The organism is Pseudomonas sp. Marseille-P9899 (assembly GCF_903166565.1).
Taxonomy (GTDB): Bacteria; Pseudomonadota; Gammaproteobacteria; order Pseudomonadales; family Pseudomonadaceae; genus Aquipseudomonas; species Aquipseudomonas huaxiensis.
The window spans coordinates 1,697,550-1,714,541 of record NZ_CAESCG010000001.1 but is presented as its reverse complement, the minus strand read 5'-3'; the positions used below and the strand labels follow the sequence as shown (position 1 = coordinate 1,714,541).

Sequence of the window (16,992 nt, the reverse complement as noted above, 5' to 3'; positions counted from 1 at the left end):
GCGCTGGTCTGTATGTATAACCAGTATCCGTTTTCCGTTGGTTGTACCGCTCGTGATCGCCCACTCCGTCAACGACCCGCTTTATTACCTGCACAATTTCCGCCAAGTGCTGGACTGGCTGCGTGCGCGCTACACCGATTTGCTGGATGCCGGCGAACACGCCTTCATCGAGCAATTCGAGCGCCTGCCGCAGCCCAGCCAGGCGTTGTTGGTGCGGATGGTGATGCGCAAGGGCGTGCTGTTCCGTGAGCGCCGGCTGGTCTACGCCGAGATAGGTGCGCCCCGCGAGGCGCTGGAACCCTTGCTGGCGCTGGGCTGGGTCGATGATGACGCGCCCTTGGGGCTGGATGCGCTGTTCGAGGTATTGCTCAAGGAGGAAATCAGTACCTGTTTTGCCGCCGTGCTGAGCCGACCCAAAGCCGCCAAGCACGAGCTGTTCGAGCAGTTGCACGAGCAGTTTCCCGAGCCGCGGCCGTTACGGCAGTGGTGGCCGGACTGCGAGGAGGCGATCTATGTGCTGCGCCAGCAGGCGCTCTGCGACCGTTTGCGGCTGATGTTCTTTGGCAATCTCTATCAGGATTGGTCCGAGTTCGTCCTCGCCGACCTGGGTCTGCTGCGCTATGAGCAGGTGCGCTTCAGCACCGATTCCCGGGCCTTGCGCGAGCGCGCCGATATCGAGTTGTGCCTGACGTTGCATGCCTGCGCCGAGCAACTGGAAAGTGAACCGGATATCGACCTGTTGCTCGGACAGTTATCCGCTCTGAATACAGACAACCCGTGGCTGGAGCGCCGCCGGGCACGCGTTCAATACCAGCTTGCCTACCACTGCGAGCGCCAGGGCGACTGGCCGCGGGCGTTGCTGATCTATCCGAACTGCGTCCACCCGCAGGCGCGGGAACGGCATATCCGCGTTCTCGAGCGCAGCGGCGATTACCCCGCAGCCCTCGAATTGGCGCTGCTGGCCGCGGAGCAGCCGGGCAACGCCGCCGAAGCTCAGGCGCTGAGCCGGATTTTGCCGCGGCTCAAGCGCAAGCTCGGTGGTCCGCCGCAGTCACGGCGCAAGCCCCACGCAATCAGTCGCCTGGACCTGTGTCTCTCGCAGGAACTGGCGGCATTGGGCGTGGAGCGGGCCGTCCAGGTTTACCTGGAACAGGCCGAGGCGGCGCCGGTTCACTATGTCGAGAACACCCTGTTCAACAGCCTGTTCGGCCTGCTGTGCTGGAGCGCGATCTTCGCGCCGCTGCCCGGTGCGTTCTTCCACCCGTTCCAGAGCGGCCCGCAAGACCTGCTGGATGCCGGCTTCCAGGCTCGCCGCGCTGAGCTGTTCGCCGATTGCCTCGGGCAACTGGAGGATGGCCGCTACCGCCAGACCATTCTCGCCAACTACGCCGCCAAGCACGGCCTGCAATCGCCATTCGTGTACTGGGAACTGCTGACCCTGGGATTGTTGGAACAGGCACTGGAGTGCCTGCCGCCTGCTCACCTGAAGCAGTGTTTCCTGCGTTTGCTGGAGGATATCCAGGCCAATCGCGCCGGCATGCCTGACCTGATCCAATTCTGGCCCGAAGAGAAACGCTACCGGATGATCGAGGTAAAAGGCCCCGGCGACCGCCTGCAGGACAACCAATTGCGCTGGATCGAATTCTGCTCCACCCACGGGCTGCCGGTGGATGTCTGCCACGTCGAATGGGCGAGCCCGTGAGCTATCGGGTGGCGGTGCGCACCTTGTGCGAGTTCACCGCCAAGGTCGGCGACCTGGACCTGCGGTTTACCCCGTCACCCACCGCGCAGGAAGGTGTGGCCGGGCATCGCCGGGTGGTGGGGCGGCGCGGCAGCGACTACGAGGCCGAGGTTGCGCTGGACGGGGTATTCGGCAGCCTTGAAGTCCGTGGCCGTGCCGACGGCTATGCGTCGGGCCGCAATTGCCTGGAAGAGATCAAGACCCATCGCGGTGACCTGAACACCCAGCCGGACAACCACCGGCAATTGCACTGGGCACAGGCGCGGGTCTATGGCTGGCTGATGTGCCAGCAGCGCAACCTGGCAACGATCAACCTGGCGCTGGTCTACCTGGATGTCGACAGCGACCAGGAAACCCGTTTCGAATGCACCGCCAGCGCCGCCGAGCTCGAAGCCTATTTCCACCAGCTATGCGGACGCTTCGTACAGTGGGCCGAGCAACAAAGCCGGCGCCTGACGCTGCGCGATGCCGGGCTGCAGACGTTGGGCTTTCCCTGGCCGGCGTTTCGCAAGGGGCAACGGGAGCTGGCCGAGACTGTTTACAAGGCGGTTAGCACCGGCCGCTGCCTGATGGCCCAGGCCACCACGGGCATCGGCAAAACCCTCGGCACGCTGTTTCCGTTGCTCAAGGCCATGCCTCGCCAGCCGCTGGACAAGATCCTCTTCCTCACCGCCAAGACCCCGGGTCGCGGGCTGGCCCTGGATGCGCTGCGTCAGGTAATGGCGGCCGATCCCGAGCTGGCCCTGCGTAGCCTGGAGCTGGTCGCTCGCGACAAAGCCTGCGAATACCCCGGCACCGCCTGCCACGGCGACGCCTGTCCGTTGGCCAAAGGCTTTTATGACCGCCTGCCAGCCGCCCGCGAGGCAGCGATGCGCCTGCCGCTGCTGGACAAAGCCCAGGTCCGCGAACTGGCCCTGGCTCATCAGGTCTGTCCGTACTACCTCGCCCAGGAGCTGGCACGCTGGGTCGATGTGCTGGTGGCGGACTACAACTACTACTTCGACCAGAGTGCGTTGCTGTTCGGCCTTGCCCAGACCGATCAATGGCGTCTGGCGCTGGCGGTGGACGAGGCGCACAACCTGGTGGAGCGGGCGCGGCAGATGTACAGCGCCAGCCTCGACCAGGGCCAGTTGCAGGCCTTGCGCCGCGAACCGCCGGCGGGCATGGCCAGCGCCTTGCAGAGCCTTAACCGTGAATGGAACCGCCTGCACAAGGAACAGGTGGCGCCGTATCAGGCGGGCAACGAGCTGCCGACGGCGTTTCTCAAGGCGTTGCTGCGCTGTGTCGGTCTGGTCCAGGAATTGATGAACCGCACGCCCCAGGCGGTGGACCCGGCGCTGTTGCAGTTTTTCTTCCAGGCTTTGCAGTTCCTGCGTTTGAGCGAGGTGTTCGACGAGCACTTCCTGTTCGACATCAGCAAACGCAACGGGGCAGGGCGCCGCAGCCTTTCGACCTTGTGCCTGCGCAACGTGGTGCCGGCGCCGCTGCTGGCCCCGCGATTCGCCGCCGCGCGCAGCGCCGTGCTGTTTTCCGCCACGCTCAGCCCACGGCATTTCTACGCCGACCTGCTGGGCATACCCGCCGACACGGCCTGGCTCGAGGTCGAATCGCCTTTCGTGGCAGAGCAGTTGCAGGTGCGTATCGTCAGCGAGGTGTCCACCCGCTATCAGCACCGTCAGGCCTCGCTGGCGCCGATCGTTGAACTGATTGCCAGTCAGTATCGCGATCAGCCGGGTAACTACCTGGCGTTTTTCAGCAGTTTCGAATACCTCCAGCAGGTGTCGGCGCTGCTGGCCGAGCGTTATCCGGGCATTGAGCAGTGGTCGCAGTCCTCTGGCATGGACGAAGAACAGCGTCAGGGCTTTCTCGATCGCTTTGTCGAAAACGGCCACGGCATTGGTTTTGCGGTGCTCGGCGGGGCGTTCGCCGAGGGCGTGGACCTTCCGGGAACGCGCTTGATCGGCGCATTCATCGCCACCCTCGGGCTGCCTCAGGTCAATCCGGTGAATGAGCAACTCAAGCAACGTATGGCGGCATTGTTCAGTTCAGGCTTCGACTACACCTATCTCTACCCCGGTGTGCGCAAGGTGATCCAGGCGGCCGGGCGGGTGATCCGTGGCACCGAGGATCGTGGCACCGTCATGCTGATCGACGACCGTTTCGCTGAAGCCCGCGTGCAACGGATGTTTCCGGCCTGGTGGGCGCCTCAGGATAAATAGTCAGGTGGCGTGGATCTTCATCGTCGCCTTGTAGTCGAAGTGCCAGTAAACTGCGTGATTTCATCACCCTGAAACTCTTTTCTTGAGGTTTTGCATGAAGCTCAGTCCTCTGGCTGGCAAGTTGGCTCCCGCTTCCGTACTGGTCGATATCCCGCGTCTGCTGACCGCTTACTACACTGGCCAGCCCGATGTTGGCGTGGCTACCCAGCGGGTCGCCTTCGGCACCTCCGGCCATCGCGGCAGTTCCTTTGACCTGAGTTTCAACGAGAACCATGTGCTGGCTATCAGCCAGGCCATCTGCCTGTACCGTCAGGCGCAGGGCATTGATGGCCCGCTATTCATCGGCGCCGACACCCACGCGCTGTCGACTCCAGCCCTGGCCAGTGCGCTGGAAGTGCTGGCGGCCAATGGCGTCGAGGTGATGCTGTCGAAGGACGACGAGTACACCCCGACTCCGGCCGTGTCCCACGCGATCATCTGCTACACCCGTGGCCGCACCTCCGGCCTTGCCGACGGCATCGTCATCACGCCGTCGCACAACCCGCCGCAGAGTGGCGGCTTCAAGTACAACCCGCCCAACGGCGGCCCGGCCGACAGCCATGTGACCAAGTGGGTCGAGGCCAAGGCCAATGAACTGCTGGCCGACGGCCTCAAGGGCGTCAAGCGCCTGCCTTACGAGCAGGCACTGAAGGCGGCCACCACCCATCGCCATGATTACGTCGGCAGCTATGTCGCCGATCTGGTCAACGTCATCGATTTCGATGCTATTCGCGGCGCCAACCTGCGCCTGGGCGTCGATCCGCTGGGCGGCGCGGGCGTGCGCTACTGGTCGGCCATCGCCGAGCACTACAAGCTCAACCTGGAAGTGGTCAACGCCGAGGTCGATCCGACCTTCCGCTTCATGTCGGTGGACTGGGACGGCCAGATCCGCATGGACCCGTCCTCGCCGTACGCCATGCAGGGCCTGATCGGCCTGCGTGACCGTTTCGACGTGGCCTTCGCCTGCGACCCAGACCACGACCGCCACGGCATCGTCACCCCGACCGGTGGCCTGCTGGCACCGAACAACTACCTGGCCGTGGCCATCGACTACCTGTTCCAGAACCGTCCGCAGTGGCGTGCGGACGCCGCGGTCGGCAAGACCGTGGTCAGCAGCGGTCTGATCGACCGGGTTACCGCGCGTCTGGGTCGTCGCCTGTACGAAGTGCCGGTGGGCTTCAAGTTCTTCGCCGATGGGCTGTTCGACGGCTCGCTGGGCTTCGGTGGCGAGGAGAGCGCGGGGGCGTCGTTCCTGCGCAAGGACGGCAGCGTCTGGACCACCGACAAGGACGGCCTGATCCCGGCGCTGCTGGCAGCGGAGATTACCGCCCGTACCGGCCGTGACCCGAGCCAGGCCTATGCCGAGCTGACCGCCGAACTGGGCGAGCCGTTCGCCACCCGCGTCGAGGCCAAGGCCAACCCGCAACAGAAGGCCCTGCTGGGCAAGCTGGCGCCGGAGCAGGTCAAATCCACGGAGCTGGCCGGCGAGCCGATCCAGCAGATACTCAGCCATGCACCGGGTAACGACCAGGCCATCGGCGGCCTGAAAGTGATGACCGCCAATGGCTGGTTCGCCGCGCGGCCGTCGGGCACCGAGGACATCTACAAAATCTACGCCGAAAGCTTTATCGACGATGCGCACCTGCAGCGTCTGGTGAGCGAAGCGCAGGAGCTGGTGGACAAGGCGATTTCCTGACCCTGATCGCCGGCAAGCCGGCTTCCACCTTGTGGGAGCCGGCTTGCCGGGCGCCTTGCCGCAGCGATGACCTTTCTCAACTCCCCCCGCTAATCCCCTGATTTTCCAGACAATCAGTTCTGTCCCATTGCGCCCGAATGGGGTAAAACTTCCGGCTTATGTGATTTCCTGCCGGAGCCGGTGTGTCAGACAAAGCTTCCCCCGCAACCCCTCGAATTGACCCTCTCCGCCCAGCTGCCGTGGATCCGGCGCCTCACCGCGCGCCTGCTCGGCCGTGGCCTCAATCGCCTGCGGGCACAACACCGGGATTCCTGGTTCCAGGGCCACGCCAGCGGTCAGCGCACTGGCCACGCTGATGGCCTGCGTGAGGGTTACGACCAGGGTCGTGTCGATGGTTACGAAGCCGGGCGCCAGGTGCTGGTGATCCGTGACACCCGTCCCGACGGCCACGGTATTCCCGGCCTGGACGACAGCCTGTTCGACGACTGGCGCCTGCCACTCACCGCCGAGCTGAAGAAGCGCTTCAAGGCCGATGTCGCCCGGCATCTGCCGGAGCACGCCCAACCCAGCGCCGCGCAATGGAAGATGATCTTCAGCGACACGCCTTCCACCTGTGTCATCGCCGGCGCGGGAGCGGGCAAGTCCACGTCCCTGGTGCTGCGCATCCTGCTGCTGCGCCACTACCTCGGTTACGAGCTGGACGCCATGACCGTGGTGACGTTCACCCGCGAGTCGCGCAAAGACTTTATTGCCCGTCTGCTGCAGGTGTTCAGCCTCTGGCAGGTGGCGTTGAACCCGGCGCAGGCGCGGGAGCTGGTGCGCACCTTCCACTCAAGGATCCTGCCGCTGGTGCGCAGCCTGCCGGGGTTCAGCCAGGTGCGCGCCTTCGAGACCCTCGGCAGCGAGCTACCCGCCGGCGCGGAAGCCGATGCCGAGAGCAACCCCTTCGACCTGCGCATCAACGACGCCCAGCGTCAGCAACTCAACCTGTGCTACCGCGACCTGCTGCGGACCAATCCGCGCTTTGCCGCGTTGATCGGCGGGCTGCGCCGCGAGGCGGTGCAACTGAAGTCGCTGGAAAAAGACCATCCCGACGTGCAGAAGCGCATGGCGGTGACCCAGCTCTCGGCCAGTCGCGATGAAGAACTGTGCGACACCATCGAAGACCTGTGGTTTGGCGCCGGTGCCTGGCCCATCAAAGGCATCGAGCCGAGCCGCGAGACGGTCGAAATCAACGGCAGTCGCTTCCATTTCCATGGTCATATCGCCGAGCTGGATGCCTGGGTGGTGCTGGGCTTCGATCCGGGGGAAAACCAGCAGTACAAGCGCCCGAGCGCCAAGCTGCCGGTCTGGGCTGAGTGGGTTATCAAACGCACCCTGTTTCAAGCTTTCTGCGATAAGCCTGTGATCTGGCTGGAAAATTACGCTGCCGCCAAGCGCTTGACCGCGTCCCTGGCGGGCGATGCGGTGGCGGGTCCCGGCTTCGATTACAAGGTCAAGGGCGAGCTGGCCGCAGCGCCGCTGCTGGATGCTTTCGTCACGGCGGCGGGCTTTATCGAGAATCTGGGGCTGGATGTGACTGTCGCAGTGAGTGGCATGAGCTTCCCGCAGGGCGACAGCGATGCGCAGTTCTTCGAGGCCCTGAGCCTGTACTGGAAAGCGCTGGAAGACCATCTGCTGGGGCAGTCGCCGCCGGTGATGAGCTACAACCGCATGTTCGCCCTGTTCGGCGAGAACAACCCGGAGAACCTGCGGCTGTTGCCCGACCCGTTGCTGCGGCCGCTGGCGCACCTGATGATCGACGAGTTCCAGGATGTCTCGCCACAGATCGTTTCCTGGCTGCGGGCCAGCCTGCGGGAAATCCGCCGCCGTGGCCCGGCCGTGCAGGTCGGGCGCCGGGCCCAGCATTCCTCGCTGCTTTGCGTGGGCGATGACTGGCAGTCGATCTATGGCTGGCGGGGCAGCTCGCCGAAGTACTTCATGGAGTTCGCCAAGACCTTCGTCGCGCCTTCCAGCACCCGGGTGATGCTCACCGACAACTACCGTAGCCACCAGCACATCATTGATGCCGCCGAGCATATCGTGAAGTCCGCGCCGTCGATCACCGGCAAAAAGGCCAAGGCGGTGGGGGCGGCGGCTGAAGAGCGTTGGCCCGTGCACGTGCAGGAGCGGGACGAGGCAGCGCTGGCGCAGCAGGTAATGGAGCACTACCAGCGCGGCGATTCGATCATGATCCTGTTTCGAAAAGGTTCCGATAAAGCATTGATTTCAGAGCATATTCAATCGGTAGTTAATGTGGATTCTAGCTTGCCGCCCGGGCAGCGCCGGCTGCGCCAATTGACCTATCACAGCGCCAAGGGCCTGCAGGCGGATGCGGTGTTCATGCTCGGGGATTGCCAGTATGTGACCCGCTCGCCGTACAAGAGTCAGGTCTACCGACTGGCGGGGCTGGGCCGCTCGGGTGACCCGGAAGCCTTCGATACGGCGCAGAAGGAAGAGATCCTGCGGCTGGCCTATGTCGCGATTACCCGGGCGGTGCGCCACTGCTACTGGCACGTGGAAGTGCCTAACGGGGAGCAGGCGAACCTGCCCCGGGCTTCGGTGCAGGTGGATGGGAAGAAGGCGTTCTTCGAGGATTTGCGCGTCACAACCAGTAGGTCACAGCCCACCAGCCCAATCCGCCCATGACAACGGTGTACGGCAACGCCATCCACACCATCCGTCCGTAAGACAGCCGGATCAGCGGCGCAATGGCCGAGGTCAGCAGGAACAGGAACGCCGCCTGGCCGTTCGGCGTGGCCACGCTGGGCAGGTTGGTGCCGGTGTTGATCGCCACGGCCAGGGTCTCGAAGTGCTCGCGGCTCATGGCGCCGTCGAGGAACGCCTGCTTGACCTCGGTGATGTAGATGGTGGCGACGAACACGTTGTCGCTGATGGCCGAGAGCAGGCCGTTGGCGATAAACAGCATGCCCGGCTGCTGCTCCGCCGGCAGCGCCAGCACCGCCTGGATCAGCGGTGTGAACAGCGCCTGCTGGTGAATCACCGCGGCCACGGCGAAAAACACCACCAGCAGCGAGGTGAACGGCATGGCGTCCTGGAACGCCCGACCCAGGCGGTGCTCGTCGGTGATACCGGTGAACGAGGTGATCAGCACGATCACCAGCAGGCCGATCAGGCCCACTTCGGCAATGTGCAGTCCCAGGCAGACGATCAGGATCAGCGCGGCAATCCCCTGCACCAGCAGGGCGGCGCGTTGCTGGGCGGTGCGCTGGGCGTCGTCTTCGGCGGCGTAGGCGGCGAGCACCTGGCGCACCCGGTCCGGCAGCAGGGTGCCGTAGCCGAACCAGCGCAGCTTCTCCAGCAGTACGCAGGTCATCAGGCCCGCCACCAGCACCGGCAGCGACACCGGCGCGACCTTGAAGAAGAAGTCCTGGAAATGCCAGCCCAGCTCATGGCCGATCAACAGGTTCTGCGGCTCGCCCACCAGCGTGCACACACCACCCAGCGCGGTGCCCACCGCACCGTGCATCAACAGGCTGCGCAGGAAGGCGCGGAACTGCTGCAGGTCTTCACGGGCCAGTTCGGGAATCTGCTGATCGCTATCGATGTGCGCATCGCCTCGCGGATTGCTGCCGGAGGTCACGCGGTGATACACGGCGTAGAAACCGACGGCGGCGCTGATGATCACGGCGGTCACGGTCAGCGCATCAAGGAAGGCGGACAGGAAAGCTGAGAGAAAGCAAAAAGTCAGCGCAAGCAATGACTTGGACTTTATACCTAACAAAATACGTGAGAAGGCGAACAGCAACAGATCCTTCATGAAGTAGATCCCGGCCACCATGAACATCAGCAGCAGGATCACCGGGAAGTTGTGCTGCAGTTCTTCGTACAGCGCCTGTGGCGTGGTCATCCCCAGCAACAGGGCTTCGACCAGCAGCAGGCCGCCGGGCATCAGCGGGTAGCATTTCAGCGCCATGCCCAAGGTGAAGATGAACTGCACCACCAGCACCCAGCCGGTGACCACCGGACCGAGGGTGAACAGCAGCAGCGGATTGAGCAGCAGGAACAGGCAGAGGGTGGCCTTGTACCAGCGCGGCGATTGGCCGAGGAAGTTGTGGGCCAGGGCACCGGCAAGGGAGCGGGGCATGAAGATGTTTCCTGATAATTCAAAGACCTGGGCACGGTGCCGCAAGCGCTTTGCAAGATCAAGGCATGGAGTCCCGGTTTTGGCACAAGTGCGGCCTGGCGGTTGGGATATAGTCCGAGCTTTCTAATCTCTCTTTCCTGCCTCTGCTGCTCAAGGAGCGTCGCCGTGACCGACTACACCGCGTTCAAGGTCGAGCTGTCGAACAACATCGCCCACGTCCAGATCAACCGCCCGGAAAAGATCAACGCCATGAACGCCGCGTTCTGGAGCGAGATCGTCGACATCTTTCAGTGGATCGATGAGACCGATGCGGTGCGGGTGGTGGTTATCAGCGGTGCCGGCAAACACTTTTCCTCGGGCATCGACCTGATGCTGCTGGCCTCGGTGGCCAACGAGCTGGGCAAGGACGTCGGCCGCAACGCCCGCCTGTTGCGCCGCAAGATCCTGCAGATGCAAGCCTCCTTCAACGCCGTCGACAACTGCCGCAAACCGGTGCTGGCGGCGATCCAGGGTTATTGCATCGGCGGCGCCATCGACCTGATCGCCGCCTGTGACATGCGCTATGCCGCCAGCGATGCCCAGTTCTCCATCAAGGAAATCGACATGGGCATGGCCGCCGACGTCGGCACCCTGCAACGTTTGCCGCGGATCATCAGCGATGGGCTGGTGCGCGAACTGGCCTACACCGGGCGCACCATCGACGCCGAAGAGGCGTTGCGCATCGGCCTGGTCAACCGTACGTTCGACGATCACGCCAGCCTGCTTGACGGAGTCTTTGCCATTGCCACGGAAATTGCGGGAAAATCCCCGATTGCCGTGGCCGGCACCAAGGAGATGCTCAGCTACATGCGCGATCACCGGATCGACGACGGGCTCGAGTACATCGCCACCTGGAACGCCGCCATGCTGCAATCCACCGACCTGCGGGTGGCCGTGGCCGCCCACATGAGCAAACAGAAGCCGGAGTTCGCCGACTGAGCAGGGCGGCGACCCGCTAAGGAAAGGGAACATGTCAGCGCGTTGGACCACAGCGGTACTGGATACGACTCTCAATGGCGGCCTGGCGGTCGTGCGCAGCGCCGAAGGATTCATGCTGGACGCCAACGGCGCGCTGTTCCCCCGCGACTGGCTCAAGCGCCAGGAGCTGGATATCCGCTTCGAACACGGCATTGGCCATTACGATGGCCAGCCGGTCTACCTGATCGAGTTGCACGGCACCCAGGCGTTGCCCGGGTGCGGCTGGCAGGGGCTGCGTCAGTTCATGCTGGACGGCGACTTCGATACCTACAAGATCCTCGGCTATGCCGCGCAGATTTCCACCTGGGCCCGCGAGCACCGCTTCTGCGGCAGTTGCGGCCAGGCCATGACCCAGGTGCCGCTGGAGCGGGCGATGTACTGCCAGCCCTGTGACCTGCGCAGCTACCCGCGGATTTCCCCGAGCATGATCGTGCTTGTCACCCGTGGCGACGAAATCCTCCTGGCGCGTTCGCCGCGCTTTGTCACCGGCGTCTACAGCACCCTGGCCGGCTTTGCCGAGCCGGGCGAGTCGGCGGAGGATTGTCTGGTGCGCGAGGTGCGCGAGGAAGTGGCGATCGAGGTGCAGAACATCCAGTACGTCGGCAGCCAGTGCTGGCCGTTCCCGCACTCGATGATGCTGGGCTTCCATGCCGAGTACGCGGGTGGCGAGATCGTCATGCAGCCGGACGAGATCGAGGACGCCCAGTGGTTCCGCATCGATGCGCTGCCGCCACTGCCGGCCGGGCGCTCCATCGCCCGCTACCTGATCGACCTCTATGTGGCGCGGCGCTTAGGCCTGGCCGAACCAGTGCTGCCACGCTAGGCGCACGGTCAGCGCCAGCACCACGGTGATGAACACCGGGCGAATGAACTTCGAACCGCCGCTGATGGCGGTTCGGGCACCGAAGAAGGCGCCGACCATCAACGCCGAGCCCATCGACAACCCCACCAGCCAATCCACCTGACCCGAGAAGATGAACACCGACAGCGCCGCCGCGTTGCTGACGAAGTTCATGCTGCGCGCTACGCCGCTGGCCTTGACCAGGTCGATGGGGTAGATCAGCAGCGTGCTGACGGTCCAGAAGGCACCGGTACCGGGGCCAGCGACGCCGTCATAGAAACCGAGGGTGAAACCCTGCGGGAACTGCCATTTCTTCTTGATGGGCGCATCGGCGTCCAGTGGCGCCTTTGGCGTGCCGCCGAACAGCAGATAAACGCCGCAGGCGAAGACCACCACCGGCAACATCTTGTTCAGCCACTCTGCTGGCAGGTAGTGGGCGATGACCGCGCCGATCAGCGCACCGACCAGGGTGCCCACCAGCGCGTGCTTCCACTGCGCCGGGTGGAACAGCTTGCGCCGGTAGTAAGTGAAACCGGCGGTGGCCGAGCCGAAGGTGGAACTGAGCTTATTGGTGCCCAGGACCAGGTGCGGCGGCATGCCAGCGGTGAGCAGGGCGGGTGTGGTCAGCAGGCCGCCACCGCCGGCGATGGCATCGATGAAACCGGCAACGAAGGCTACGGCGGCGAGAATGGCGAGGGTGGTGAGGTCAACGCTGAGTTCGAAAGGCATGGGAATTTCTTGAGCGACAGGGGCAGGCGGGAATGGGCTCGCCGGAAGGGCTGTATGTTACCGCTGTCGTCAGGTTTTGTGTTGGGTTGAGGGCCTCATCGCTGGCTTGTCGGGGCGCCGAGCCGAGCGATGAGGCCCAAAAAGTCAGGACAGGAACCCACCGTCCACATTCAACGCCACACCCGTGGTGTAGCTCGACGCATCGCTGGCCAGATACAGCACCGCGCCCGCCATCTCTTTCGGATCGGCCACGCGCTTGAGCGGGATCTGTTGCAGCGCGGTATTGAGGATGGCCTCGTTCTTCACCAGCGCCGAGGCGAACTTGGTGTCGGTCAGGCCCGGCAGCAGGGCGTTGCAGCGGATGCCGAACGGCGCGCATTCCTTGGCGAAGACCTTGGTCATGTTGATCACCGCGGCCTTGGTCACCGAATAGATGCCCTGGAACACGCCTGGCGAGACGCCGTTGATCGAGGCGACGTTGATGATGCTGCCGCCGCCGTTCTCGCGCATCAGCTTGCCGGCTTCCACCGACATGAAGAAGTAGCCGCGTATGTTCACGTCCACGGTTTTCTGGAAGGCGCTGAGGTCGGTGTCCAGCACGTTGCAGAACTGCGGGTTGGTGGCGGCATTGTTGACCAGGATGTCCAGGCGCCCGAACTGCTCGCGAATACCGGCGAACACGGCGCCGATCTGCTCCATTTCGCCAATGTGGCAGGCAACGGCGGTAGCCTTGCCGCCGGCGGCGATGATGGCGTCAGCGACATGCTGGCAGCCGTCCAGTTTGCGGCTGGAGACGATCACATGCGCGCCTTGCTGGGCCAGCAGGTGGGCGATGGCCTCGCCGATGCCGCGGCTGGCGCCGGAGACGAAGGCGATCTTGCCATCGAGGTCGAATAGTTGGGTCTTGGACATGGGCGGTTCCTTGTTGTAGTTGTCAGAGGCTGGACGCTTTGATGACCTGCAGGCTCATGTGTTCCAGCAGCTTGTTCATGTGGATGAACTGGGCGAAGCGTTTGTCCTGGGTCTGGCCGTGGTAGAAGCGGTAGTAGATCTGCTGGACGATCCCGGCCAGGCGGAACAGGCCGTAGGTGTAGTAGAAGTCGAAGTTGTTGATCTCGATGCCCGCGCGTTCGGCGTAGTAGTCGACGAACTGGCGGCGGGTGAGCATGCCGGGGGCATTGCTCGGCTGGCGACGCATCAGTTGCACCGGCGCCGGGTCATCGGCTTCGATCCAGTAGGCCAGGGTGTTGCCCAGGTCCATCAGCGGGTCGCCGATGGTAGTCATTTCCCAGTCCAGCACGCCAATGATGCGCATCGGGTTTTCCGCGTCGAGGATGACGTTGTCGAAGCGGTAATCGTTATGGATGATGCCGGGGCGGTGATGGTCCGCCGGCATCTTCTCGCGCAGCCAGGCGATCACGGCTTCCCAGCGCGGCGCGTCGGGGGTCAGGGCCTTTTCGTAGCGGGTGTTCCAGCCTTCGATCTGGCGCTGCACGTAGCCTTCCGGCTTGCCCAGGTCGGCCAGGCCGCAGGCGTGGTAATCGACCTGGTGCAGTTCCACCAGGCGATCGATAAAGCTCTTGCACAGTGCCTCGGTGCGCTGGGCGTCGAGGCCCAGTTCAGGCGGCAGGTCGGAGCGCAGGATGATGCCCTTGACCCGCTCCATCACGTAGAACTCGCCACCGATCAGCGACTCATCGGTGCAGTGCACGTAGGCCTTGGGGCAGTACGGGAAGCCGGCGTTGAGCTGGTTGAGGATGCGGAACTCGCGACCCATGTCGTGGGCCGATTTGGCCTTGTGGCCAAAGGGCGGCCGGCGCAGCACGAATTCGCGCTCCGGGTAGGTCACCAGGTAGGTCAGGTTGGAGGCGCCGCCGGGGAACTGGCTGATGGTCGGAACACCGCTGAGGCCGGGGATGTTCGCCTTCAGGTACGGATCGATCAGGGCGGGATCGAGTTCTTCGCCGGGGCGGACCTGGGTGGACTGGTCGGTGAGCGTCATGCTTTTCCCTTATTTTGGTAGCCATGGAACATTGGCTAATCTAATTCTCGCGCGGATGACTGCCAAGTGCCGCCGTGCCTTATTGGCGTGGGTGTTGCCTGTCGATCAACGCACCTGATGCCGTCTGATTCGCGGGCGAAAAAAAACCGAAGCGGGTGAGGGCTTCGGTTCTTTTTTCCGCCATGGGCGTGACGCTTAGGCCGGGAACAGCTCGCTGAGCTTCATCGACAGCATCATGTCGCCTTCAACGCGCAGCTTGCCGCCCATGAAGGCCTGCATGCCGTCGGTTTCGCCGCTGACGATGCCTTTCAGGGTTTCGCTGTCCAGCACCAGGGTGCAGTTGGCGTCGGCGTTTTCGCCTTCTTGGATTTCGCAGGTGCCATCCTTGACGATCAGGGCGTAGTGCTTGTCTTCATCGGTGATGTTGAAACCGAAGACCAGGTCCAGGCCGGCAGCGGCAGCCGGGTTGAATTTGGCTTTCATGGCTTCAACGGCTTTGGCGACATCGCTCATGGTGTTTTCCTTATTAAGTGATTTCAGCGACGCAGGGGGTCGCGGTGAGCCGGAATTCATCGGTAGGTGACGAGTTCCGGCACCCTCAATAGCCGCACGTGGGCTTGGCTGTTGAAGGAGGCCAGGGTCACTTCGCTGCCACGGAACTTCAGTTGGCTGAGCGAGGTGTTGATGATCTGCCAGTTCAGCTCGAAAGCCTGGCTGGCGCTGATACCGGTGACGCGGTGAAGCAGGGCGGCGATGGTGCCGCCGGAGGTGAAGATCGCAATGTTGTCGCCGCTGGCGGCCTGCTCCAGCACTCGCTGCAAGCCGTCGCCGGTGCGCTGGACGAAACCGGCCCAGCTTTCCAGGCCATCGGTGTCGTGTTGCCCGCCATGCCAGCGCTGCACGATCAGCGCGAACAAGCGCTGGAACTCGGCGCGGTTATCGCGGGCGTTGCGCAATATATGCAGAGCTTCGGGCTCATCCGGCAGAAGGCCGGGGAGCAGCGCGCGGATCACCGCGTCGGCGTCGAATTCGTTGAAAGCAGCATCGGTTTCAAGCGCTGGCACCAGGGCGCCGCCCGCTTGCATGCTGGCCATCGCCAGGCTCGCGGTGTCTTGTTGACGGCGCAGGTCGCCGGCCAGGCAGCGATCCAGGCTCAGTCCGAGTTCGGCCATATGAGCGCCGAGCACTTTGCTCTGGCGTGTGCCGACCGGGGACAGCACGTCGTAATCATCTGCACCGAATGAGGCCTGGCCATGTCGAATCAGGTAGATGCTGCCCACGTCGTACGCCTGGGTAAGTAGGATTTGGCGAGGTTAGGTTGCCACCGGCAGGCTGTCAACGAAAAAACATACAAGCGTTTGAAAAGGGCGTTTGAACTGCGTTGCTGGAAATTTCCTACGCTGGCGACGGTCTGCCGGCGTCGGTATGCTTCACTATCGTTTTCGCGCCCTCACGGCGCAGGTCAGCTAAGGAGTTATCGTGGAGTTTCTTGCAGAGTACGCAAGCTTTCTCGCCAAGACCGCCACCCTGGTGATCGCGGTTCTGGTTGTGCTGTCGGCTATCGCCGGTCTTCGCGGCAAGGGGCGGCGCAAGGCCGGCGGGCATTTGCAGGTTACTCGGCTCAATGAGTTCTACAAGGACTTGCGTGAGCGCCTGGAGTCGGGCCTGTTGGAAAAGAGCGAGCTCAAGGCCCTGCGCAAGCAGCAGGCCAAGGAGCTGAAGAAACAGAAGAAAACCCCGGAAGACAAACCTCGGGTGTTTGTCCTGGACTTTGACGGCGACATCAAGGCCTCGGCCACCGACAGCCTGCGCCACGAAATCACTGCGCTGCTGACGTTGGCAACGCCGCGCGACGAAGTGGTGCTGCGTCTCGAAAGCGGCGGCGGCATGGTCCACAGCTACGGCCTGGCTGCCTCCCAGTTGGCGCGTATTCGTCAGGCCGGCGTGCCGCTGACGGTGTGCATCGACAAGGTCGCGGCCAGCGGCGGCTACATGATGGCCTGTATCGGCGAGCGCATCGTCAGTGCGCCATTCGCCATCCTGGGCTCCATCGGCGTGGTGGCGCAGTTGCCCAACGTCAACCGCCTGCTGAAGAAGCACGATATCGACTTCGAAGTCCTCACTGCCGGCGAATACAAGCGCACCCTGACGGTGTTCGGCGAGAACACCGAGAAAGGGCGGGAGAAATTCCAGGAAGACCTGGACGTGACCCATCAGTTGTTCAAGGACTTCGTGTCGCGTTATCGCCCGCAGTTGCACATCGATGATGTCGCGACCGGTGAAGTCTGGTTGGGCGTGGCGGCGCTGAACAAGCAACTGGTCGATGAACTCAAGACCAGCGACGAGTACCTTGGCGAGCGCGCGCGTGATTCGAACCTCTATCACCTGCACTATGCCGAGCGCAAAAGCCTGCAGGAGCGGGTAGGGCTGGCGGCTAGCGGCTCGGTTGAGAACGCGGTGCTCGGGCTGTGGAGCCGCCTCAGCCGCTGGCGTTAAGCAGTATGTAGCACCGTCGCATCAGCTCAAGCAGGTTTCCTTGGTGCTCATTTGCCTCAGGAAAA

General features: G+C 63.5%; 13 protein-coding genes. 7 read left to right on the top strand and 6 right to left on the bottom strand.

All coding sequences use genetic code 11. The annotated features are described in order from the left end of the window. The first annotated feature begins 52 nt into the window (after window positions 1-52). The 4 genes from HWV67_RS07390 to HWV67_RS07375 all read left to right on the top strand — a co-directional run bounded on the left by HWV67_RS07390 (window position 53) and on the right by HWV67_RS07375 (window position 8,383). Entirely contained in the window at window positions 53-1,702 is a 1,650-nt protein-coding gene (locus HWV67_RS07390; RefSeq protein WP_175650597.1) for a VRR-NUC domain-containing protein, read from the top strand. After that, window positions 1,699-3,960 (top strand): ATP-dependent DNA helicase, encoded by a 2,262-nt coding sequence (locus HWV67_RS07385; protein WP_175650989.1) that lies wholly within the window; start codon window positions 1,699-1,701, stop codon window positions 3,958-3,960. Before HWV67_RS07390 ends, HWV67_RS07385 begins: the two co-directional genes overlap by 4 nt. 94 nt (window positions 3,961-4,054) lie before the next feature. Then, window positions 4,055-5,695 carry a phosphoglucomutase (alpha-D-glucose-1,6-bisphosphate-dependent) gene (gene pgm / locus HWV67_RS07380; RefSeq protein WP_175650596.1) on the top strand — a complete coding sequence of 547 codons (1,641 nt, stop codon included), beginning with the start codon at window positions 4,055-4,057 and terminating at the stop codon, window positions 5,693-5,695. Window positions 5,696-5,875: 180 nt separating this feature from the next. Then, a complete protein-coding gene (locus tag HWV67_RS07375; protein WP_371929274.1) occupies window positions 5,876-8,383 on the top strand; it encodes a UvrD-helicase domain-containing protein in 2,508 nt (835 codons plus the stop codon). Here the strand turns inward: HWV67_RS07375 and nhaB are convergent. Further along, complete coding sequence (gene nhaB, locus HWV67_RS07370) at window positions 8,340-9,842, bottom strand: sodium/proton antiporter NhaB (RefSeq protein WP_175650595.1); 1,503 nt, start codon at window positions 9,840-9,842, stop codon at window positions 8,340-8,342. The two genes, HWV67_RS07375 and nhaB, sit on opposite strands and share 44 nt — an antisense overlap. A gap of 165 nt (window positions 9,843-10,007) precedes the next feature. Between nhaB and HWV67_RS07365 the strand changes: the two genes are divergently transcribed. Further along, window positions 10,008-10,820, top strand: coding sequence for a crotonase/enoyl-CoA hydratase family protein (locus tag HWV67_RS07365; RefSeq protein WP_175650594.1), 813 nt, complete (start codon window positions 10,008-10,010; stop codon window positions 10,818-10,820). A gap of 31 nt (window positions 10,821-10,851) precedes the next feature. Beyond that, window positions 10,852-11,682: an NAD(+) diphosphatase gene (gene nudC / locus HWV67_RS07360; protein ID WP_175650593.1), complete on the top strand. Its 831-nt coding sequence runs from the start codon at window positions 10,852-10,854 to the stop codon at window positions 11,680-11,682. Here nudC and HWV67_RS07355 read toward each other — a convergent pair. The 5 genes from HWV67_RS07355 to HWV67_RS07335 form a co-directional block, all read right to left on the bottom strand. Beyond that, a complete protein-coding gene (locus HWV67_RS07355; RefSeq protein WP_110968653.1) occupies window positions 11,650-12,429 on the bottom strand; it encodes a TSUP family transporter in 780 nt (259 codons plus the stop codon). The genes nudC and HWV67_RS07355 overlap by 33 nt on opposite strands. Before the next feature lie 144 nt (window positions 12,430-12,573). After that, the gene (locus tag HWV67_RS07350; protein ID WP_095155082.1) at window positions 12,574-13,341 is read right to left on the bottom strand and encodes an SDR family oxidoreductase; all 768 of its coding nucleotides are present in this window, start codon (window positions 13,339-13,341) and stop codon (window positions 12,574-12,576) included. A 22-nt stretch (window positions 13,342-13,363) separates the two neighbouring features. Then, window positions 13,364-14,431, bottom strand: a complete 1,068-nt coding sequence (locus HWV67_RS07345; RefSeq protein WP_175650592.1) for a phosphotransferase family protein — start codon at window positions 14,429-14,431, stop codon at window positions 13,364-13,366. Window positions 14,432-14,626: 195 nt separating this feature from the next. After that, window positions 14,627-14,944: an SCP2 sterol-binding domain-containing protein gene (locus tag HWV67_RS07340; protein ID WP_036995189.1), complete on the bottom strand. Its 318-nt coding sequence runs from the start codon at window positions 14,942-14,944 to the stop codon at window positions 14,627-14,629. A gap of 56 nt (window positions 14,945-15,000) precedes the next feature. Next, window positions 15,001-15,711: a histidine phosphatase family protein gene (locus HWV67_RS07335; protein WP_175650591.1), complete on the bottom strand. Its 711-nt coding sequence runs from the start codon at window positions 15,709-15,711 to the stop codon at window positions 15,001-15,003. Between the two features lie 199 nt (window positions 15,712-15,910). Here HWV67_RS07335 and sohB point away from each other — a divergent pair, with 199 nt between their 5' ends. Next, window positions 15,911-16,927, top strand: a complete 1,017-nt coding sequence (gene sohB / locus HWV67_RS07330) for a protease SohB (RefSeq protein WP_175650590.1) — start codon at window positions 15,911-15,913, stop codon at window positions 16,925-16,927. Window positions 16,928-16,992: the final 65 nt, after the last annotated feature.

What these genes read in the sequence shown, in the direction of transcription:
- nudC (WP_175650593.1), top strand. Translation starts at nt 10,852, where the DNA reads ATGTCAGCGCGTTGGACCACAGCGGTACTGGATACGACTCTCAATGGC.
- HWV67_RS07350 (WP_095155082.1), bottom strand. Translation starts at nt 13,341, where the DNA reads ATGTCCAAGACCCAACTATTCGACCTCGATGGCAAGATCGCCTTCGTC.
- nhaB (WP_175650595.1), bottom strand. Translation starts at nt 9,842, where the DNA reads ATGCCCCGCTCCCTTGCCGGTGCCCTGGCCCACAACTTCCTCGGCCAA.
- HWV67_RS07340 (WP_036995189.1), bottom strand. Translation starts at nt 14,944, where the DNA reads ATGAGCGATGTCGCCAAAGCCGTTGAAGCCATGAAAGCCAAATTCAAC.
- HWV67_RS07355 (WP_110968653.1), bottom strand. Translation starts at nt 12,429, where the DNA reads ATGCCTTTCGAACTCAGCGTTGACCTCACCACCCTCGCCATTCTCGCC.
- HWV67_RS07345 (WP_175650592.1), bottom strand. Translation starts at nt 14,431, where the DNA reads ATGACGCTCACCGACCAGTCCACCCAGGTCCGCCCCGGCGAAGAACTC.
- pgm (WP_175650596.1), top strand. Translation starts at nt 4,055, where the DNA reads ATGAAGCTCAGTCCTCTGGCTGGCAAGTTGGCTCCCGCTTCCGTACTG.